This window comes from Candidatus Ruminimicrobium bovinum, assembly GCF_902760015.1.
In the GTDB taxonomy this organism is placed as follows: Bacteria; Elusimicrobiota; Endomicrobiia; order Endomicrobiales; family Endomicrobiaceae; genus Ruminimicrobium; species Ruminimicrobium bovinum.
In genome coordinates this window covers 1-6,442 of record NZ_CACWEU010000240.1, presented here as the reverse complement: position 1 = coordinate 6,442, position 6,442 = coordinate 1, and the positions used below count along the sequence as shown (strand labels likewise).

The 6,442-nt window shown below is 24.0% G+C and carries 6 protein-coding genes and 1 pseudogene; all 7 read left to right on the top strand.

Annotated features, from left to right (window positions below; genetic code table 11):
* Positions 1-89 precede the first annotated feature (89 nt).
* The gene (locus ACMUOV_RS08115) at positions 90-893 is read left to right on the top strand and encodes a glycosyltransferase (protein ID WP_413854629.1); all 804 of its coding nucleotides are present in this window, start codon (positions 90-92) and stop codon (positions 891-893) included.
* Between the two features lie 4 nt (positions 894-897).
* The gene (locus ACMUOV_RS08110) at positions 898-1,992 is read left to right on the top strand and encodes a polysaccharide pyruvyl transferase family protein (RefSeq protein WP_413854628.1); all 1,095 of its coding nucleotides are present in this window, start codon (positions 898-900) and stop codon (positions 1,990-1,992) included.
* Positions 1,985-3,169 (top strand): annotated as a pseudogene (locus ACMUOV_RS08105) (Coenzyme F420 hydrogenase/dehydrogenase, beta subunit C-terminal domain). Before ACMUOV_RS08110 ends, ACMUOV_RS08105 begins: the two are co-directional and overlap by 8 nt.
* Positions 3,166-4,260 carry a glycosyltransferase family 4 protein gene (locus tag ACMUOV_RS08100; RefSeq protein ID WP_413854627.1) on the top strand — a complete coding sequence of 365 codons (1,095 nt, stop codon included), beginning with the start codon at positions 3,166-3,168 and terminating at the stop codon, positions 4,258-4,260. The pseudogene ACMUOV_RS08105 and the gene ACMUOV_RS08100 overlap by 4 nt, the downstream one beginning before the upstream one ends.
* A gap of 9 nt (positions 4,261-4,269) precedes the next feature.
* Entirely contained in the window at positions 4,270-5,370 is a 1,101-nt protein-coding gene (locus tag ACMUOV_RS08095) for an EpsG family protein (protein ID WP_413854626.1), read from the top strand.
* A gap of 60 nt (positions 5,371-5,430) precedes the next feature.
* A complete protein-coding gene (locus tag ACMUOV_RS08090; RefSeq protein WP_413854624.1) occupies positions 5,431-6,288 on the top strand; it encodes a LicD family protein in 858 nt (285 codons plus the stop codon).
* Positions 6,285-6,442 (top strand): adenylyltransferase/cytidyltransferase family protein (locus ACMUOV_RS08085; protein WP_413854630.1); only part of this gene is annotated, 158 nt, incomplete at its 3' end. The genes ACMUOV_RS08090 and ACMUOV_RS08085, both read left to right, overlap by 4 nt.

Here is a 6,442-nt window from a genome sequence, read left to right as displayed (position 1 = left end):
TTGTTTTGTAGTGTCGTTGGTATGGTCGTTTCCATACCTCAATACTTCCATACATCTATACCTCAAAATTTTTCGGAGAAAAATTTTTAATGAATTTTTCTGTACTCATGTCCGCTTATTATAAAGACAATCCTCAATGGCTTAAACAAGCTATTGATAGTGTTTTGAATAATACAGTTAAACCAAGCCAAATAGTTTTGGTAGTTGACGGACAAATACCAAATGAGCTTGAACAAGTCATAAATGAATATAGAGATAGTTTGGATATTTTACGGCTTGAAAAAAATTCAGGGTTAGGAATAGCACTTCAACAAGGTCTTTTAAAATGTAAATATCCGTTGGTTGCAAGAATGGATAGTGACGATATTAGTTTGCCTAACAGGTTTGAACTGCAACTAAAAGAATTTGAAAATAATCCTAATTTAACAATAGTTGGTGGTTATATACAGGAATTTGATTCTCAAACTAACGAAAAAACATCAATAAGAAAAGTACCTTTGGAAGATATGCAGATAAAACAATACTTAAAGATTCGTTCTCCTTTTAATCATCCGACGGTAATGTTTAAAAAAGAAGATATTTTAAAGGCAGGCAATTATCAAACATTTTACCAAATGGAAGATTATTACTTATGGGCACGGCTTGTTAAAGCAAATTATCAAATGAAAAATATTCCCGAAATACTTTTAAATTTCAGAACGGATAAAAATATGTTTGCTCGTCGTGGAAGTTATAAATATTTTAAAAGTAACAAAGAAGTTTCAAAGCAAATGTTAAAAATGAAAATAATAAATTATCCGTATTATTTGTTCAATATAACAGTTCGCTTTATTACACAAGTATTAATGCCAAATAATATAAGAACTTTATTCTATAAAAAGGTGTTGAGATAAGAATATGAAAATAGGGATATTAACTCATTATCAAGTTCATAATCATGGTGCAATTTTACAAATGCATGGCTTATATAATACTTTAAAAATTTTAGGACATATTCCTTATATACTAACATATAACAAAAATTTTGATTTTATAGAGAAAGAACTTTCAAATAAATACAATATATCGTTAAAATCTATTCCGTTTTACTTAAAATATTTAAAACAACAAGGAATAGCAAAAACAAAATTCAATATAGAAAAACACAAAATACTAAATAATTTTAAAGAATCAAATTATAATTTTTTGCCTTTATATCCCAATCAACAAGAATTGGATGCCGTTTGTATAGGAAGTGATGAAGTTTGGTCGTTAGAAGCTGGAGTAAATATAATGATGTATTCCCATACAATAACTACGCCTTTAATTTTTGCTTATGCTCCTGTGTTTGGACAAACAAATATTGAAGAAATAAAAAAACATGGCTGTTATGAAATTATAAAATCAGGTTTAGAAAGATTTAATTTTCTTTCTGCACGAGATTTATCTTCTGCACAAACTATTAAACAAATATTAAACAAAGAAATTCCTATATTGTGTGATCCTGTTTTATTATATGGATATAAAGAAGAACAAAATTTACCTTGCAATAAAATTCCAAAAGAAAAATATTTACTTGTTTATGCTTATGATAACAGATTAAATGATAAAAAAGAATATGAAAATATTATAAAGTATGCAAAAGAAAATAATTTAAAAATAATTTCTCCCGGATTTTATCACAATTGGGTAGATGAAAATATAAATGTAACACCAATAGAGCTAATAAATATATTTAAAAAGGCACAATGTGTAGTTACAGACACTTTTCATGGTAGTGTTTTATCAATCTTAACTAACAAACCTTTTGCTTGTTTTGTTAGAAATTCAAACACAAACAAAATAAATTTTCTATTAAATCAATTTAATGCTTCTCAGGCAAAACTTGATAATTGGGATGATTTAAATAATACACTAACACAAAATTTTGATTGGTCAAAAGTAAATTCTTTAATAGAACAAGAAAGGCAAACAGCCATGCAATATTTAGGGAAAGTTGTGAATAATGAATAATTGCATAGAAAATAATTTATCGTGTACAGGATGTTCTGCTTGTTATGTGGTGTGTCCTACAAAAGCCATAAAAATAGAACTATTGCAAGATGGTTTTTATACTGCAGTATTAGATAAACAGAAATGTGTTGATTGCGGTAAATGTGTAAAAGTTTGTCCTAAATTTATTGATAATTCTTCTATAAATAAATTTGAAAATTTACCTTTATATGCAAGTTGGAGTTTAGATAACTCCGTTCAACAAAGTTGCAGCTCAGGCGGAATAGCTTTTGAATTTGCAAGATATGGTTTAGATAATGGTTATAAAATAGCAGGTGTTGTTTACGATTATGCAGAGCAAAAAGCAAAAACAATTATAGTTGATAATTTAAAAGATTTGGAATTGCTAAAAGGTTCAAAATATTTACAAAGCAATTGTTCACAAAGTTTTGATGAAATAATAAAAAGTAATGATAAATTTATAGTGTTTGGAACACCTTGCCAAATAGCAGGTTTAAGTTTAGTTGCCAAACAAAACAATTGTAGGGATAAACTAATATTAATAGATTTTTTCTGCCATGGAGTTCCAACATATTTAATGTGGAACAAGTTTTTAGAATACATAAAAAAATAAAAGAAAATAGAAGAAGTAAAAAACTTAAGTTTTAGAGATAAAAAACCTGGTCGCCATAGTTACACAACGAAAATAAATGACTTTTTTATAAAAGAGAATAAGAATCCGTTTTATACATTATTTTTCAGTAATTTGTTATTAAATGACAGCTGCTATAATTGCAATGCAAAAAGTTCTTTTGATTTTGCGGATATCAGAATAGGCGATTTTTGGGGTTCAACTTTTGATAATAGAGAAGATGGTATATCAACATTAATACCTATAACCAATAAAGGCAAAAAAATTATAGAAGAATTAAAACTAAATAACGAAATAACTTTACTGGAACAAAAACATAATGTTTGTTTTAAAGCACAATCCGCATTTAAACAATATTCTATAAATAAAAATACAAGAATCAATCTTTTCAATTTAATAAAGCAAAATAACAATATAACAGATATTGTAAAAGAATATGTAAAATCTCTATCTCTAAAGAAAAAAGTATATTGTAAAATAAAACAAATTTTACCGATTTCATTAAAACAAAAGTTAAGATTTGTATATCACAAGGTTGTAGGATGAAGAAAATAGTTTATTGTATATCAACATTAAGAAAATCCGGACCTGTTATTGTTTTATATAACATAGTTAAAAATTTAGATTTAACAAAATATAAGCCAATAATAATAACATTATCTAAAGAACTGCAAGATACAATGATAAACGATTTTCAAAGTTTAAATATTGAAATTGTTCAATTAAATTTAAGTAGATTAAAAGGGTTTGTCTTTGGAGGAATTAAACTAAAAAAAACAATACAGAAAATAAATCCCAATGTAATTCATTGTAATGGTTTTAGAGATATTTTATTGACTGGCTTGTTTATAAGTAAAAAATATAAAAAAATGGCAACAATTCATTGTGATTTTGCGATTGATTATGTTTTAAAGTATGGTTTTTGTATTGGAAAGATAATGTCTTTTTTGCAGAGAAAAATTCTTTCAAAATTTAATAATAGAATTGCTGTTTCTGGATTATTATCAATGATTTTAAATAAAAAATATTCAAAAATGAAATTTGATTATGTTGATAATGGTATAGATACCGAATATTTCAAACCTATAGAAAATAAAATTGAATTGAAAAAAAAGTTAAACTTACCAACAGATAAAAAAATATTTATTTGGTGTGGTTCTTTTATAGAAAGAAAAGATCCGATAACGTTAGTAAATGTTATAAAACAGATAAAAAATGAAAATTTATTTTTTGTTTTTTGTGGAGCAAGAGGACAACTATTAGAAATATGTAAAAAGGAACTTAATAATTATAAAAATGTTTTATTTACAGGTTATGTTAATAATGTAAAAGATTATCTACAATCAAGTGACTTTTATGTTTCCACTTCTTTATCCGAAGGATTTCATTTAACAGTTTATGAATCTTTAGCTTGTGGATTACCGGTTATATTAACAAATATTCCTGTTTATAATGAATTAAAAAGTAATAAGATTGGATTGTTTTTTGAAATTAAAAACATAGAAACCTTGAAAAACAAAATAAATACTATTTTGGATATAGATTATAAATTATATTCAAATGTCTCAGTTAATTTAATACAAAATAAGTTTTCTGCAAAATTAATGAGTTATAAATATCAGAAATTTTATAATTAGGATTAAAATTTGACATATTTTATTATTTTAATAATTTTGATTTGTTTTGAATATTTTACGATATCTTTTTGTACTTTAGATAATGAAAAAAGAGATAATATTTTCTTATTATTATCATTTATACAATGTGTTTTGTTTTTGGGCTTAAGATCAGATATTATTCCTGATTCTGAAAAATATTTTTATATTTACGAAATGATTGGTAGACAAAGATTAGATATGATTTTTAATGTGTTTAATTTTGAAAAAGGATATGTAATATTTAATAAGATAATTTATACTATATTTGGTGATAATAGAGTTATATTTTTTTCATCATGTGCAATTTTGTGTTGTTTGCCAGTATTTCTTTTAATAAAAAAATTTGATACTAATAAATTATTACCGATTCTTATTTGGTGTATTTTTAATGGTTTAAACACTGCACTTATTAATATTCGTCAATCAATAGCAATAGGAATAATTTTATTAGCTTATTACATAATAGTTCGTAAAAAATTAATTCTATCTTTTACATTGGTATTAATTGCTGCAAATTTCCATAAATCAGCAATATTTTTATTGATTATTTTTCCATTATACTTTGTTTCAGAAAAAATAGAATTATCAATTCGTAATATATTATTATTCATACCGATATTTACAATTATTTTTATATTTAGTGATCAAATATTTAATTTTTTATTAGAAAATACAATAGATTCTTATTATTCATATACAAATTATCATCTACATAATACGCTTGGTGCATATTTGTATATTTTTATTACGTTCGTAATATTTTTATTTTCTTGGTTAATTTACACTAAAAATTTTAGGAAATTTTCATCCATTAAATTTATGGAATGGTCTTTCTTTTTATATTTGTTATTAACAGGTTTTTTATTTTACCTTATATCAATTAAAAATGGTTTAAATAGAATGGCTTTATATTTTGTTTCTATTTATATTTACATAATTCCACAATGTTTTAAAACTATAAGTGCAAATAAAAATATAAAAGCGATAATGTTAATAATATTGTTTATTTGTTTTGGTATGGTAATTAGTGGAATGTATTTTTTACCATCAAGTTTTGCTATAGGAAAATATCAAACTATTTTTGACTAGTTTTTTTAGAAAAAAGAATAAATTAATTCTAAAAAATATAAATATATTAGGAGTATAAAAATGTTAAATGTTAGAAATTTTACTAATTTCGATATAAAATTTTTGCAACAAAAAGAGCTTGAACTTTTAGAACAATTTGTAAATATTTGCAATAAAGAAAAATTGCAGTATTATGTTTTAGGCGGAACAATGTTGGGAGCAGTTAGGCATAAAGGTTTTATCCCTTGGGATGATGATATTGATGTTGCTATGCCAAGAGAAGACTATGAAAAATTTTTAGCTGTTGCACAAAAATATTTAAATAAACCATATTTCCTCCAAACTCATATTACTGATGAAGAATATCCTTTAATTTTTGCAAAAATTAGAAATTCAAATACTACATTTATTCAACATTGTTTCAATAAATATAGTATGAATCATGGAGTTTATATGGATATTTTTCCATTGGATTATTATCCTACAAATAAATTCAAATCATTTATAGTTGATTTGTATAACATAAGTTTAAGGTTTAGAATAAGATTTGATTTAAATAATACAAAACTTCCTTTTTATAAACAAGCAGTTCGTAAAATACTCTTTTTAATTTTAAAAATAATATATCCAAATTCTAATTTAGTACTGCAAAAAAGAGATAAATTATTTAAATCAATAAAAAAAAGTTCTTTGCTTGCAAATTATTGTGGAACATGGGGTAAAAAAGAAATAGTTCCAGTTGATTGGTATGGAGAAGGAATAGATATGCAATTTGAAAATTTAATAGTAAAAGTTCCAACTCATTATGATAAATGGTTAACACAAGTATATGGTAATTATATGCAATTACCACCAAAAGAAAAACAAGTTTCGCATCATAATACAGATATTATTGATTTAGAAAATCCTTACACTAAATATATAAAGAGGCATAAATGAAAAGAATAATAACTTATGGAACATTTGATTTGTTACATTATGGACATATTAATTTATTAAAAAGAGCAAAAAAATTAGGTGACTATTTAATAGTTGCATTATCTACGGATGAATTTAATTTACAAAAAAATAAAAAGTGTTATTTTCCTTATGA